Annotated in this window: 1 protein-coding gene; it reads right to left on the bottom strand. The window is 58.6% G+C overall.

Annotated elements, in window-relative coordinates; genetic code table 11:
* Nucleotides 1–196: 196 nt before the first annotated feature.
* On the bottom strand, nucleotides 197–561 hold a 365-nt coding region (locus DEO48_RS25735; protein ID WP_146198347.1), incomplete at its 5' end, for an inovirus-type Gp2 protein.

Here is a 561-nt window from a genome sequence, read left to right on the forward strand (position 1 = left end):
GTGCACTAAGCTGCGTGGTGGGGGTTGTATTCAGTGTGGTCATGGTCGTTATCTCCCTCTGAAGAATGGTTGTCGGGAGACGTCCGGTGTCGTTGAGTCATGGACGCGCCGGTTCTCCTCAGAGGATAGGGGTTGCCTGTTAAAAATTACCGAACCCGCTTCATCAGGCCGGCAGAATTTAAACACGCGGGTACGCTCAGCCCCGGCTGCAGCCGAAGTTACGCTCGCCGTCTCCGGTCGCTTTTGTCTCCAGCTTGGCTAAATAGCTCGCCTGTAACAGCGCCTGCTGCAGCTGAGCCTCATCGCCACGCGTCAGCCATGACACCGGGCTCGCCGGAAAACGCGCCAGAACGGCATGTGCCTGAGCATCCACCTTCAAAGCGCTGCACCACGCCTGTTTAATCATCCCGGCAAGCGAGTCCGGGTCCTGGTAATCCCCCGGCCCGCACCAGGTATTGCGGTTCAGCAACAGGACCACGTGGTAGTGCTTCTTCCCTTTGATTTCGCCAAACTCACGCGCCCAGACAAAACGCAGTGTGGTCGGCCAGACACGCTTTCCCT

This window comes from Enterobacter sp. CGMCC 5087, from assembly GCF_003144775.1.
In the GTDB taxonomy this organism is placed as follows: domain Bacteria; phylum Pseudomonadota; class Gammaproteobacteria; order Enterobacterales; family Enterobacteriaceae; genus Enterobacter; species Enterobacter cloacae_M.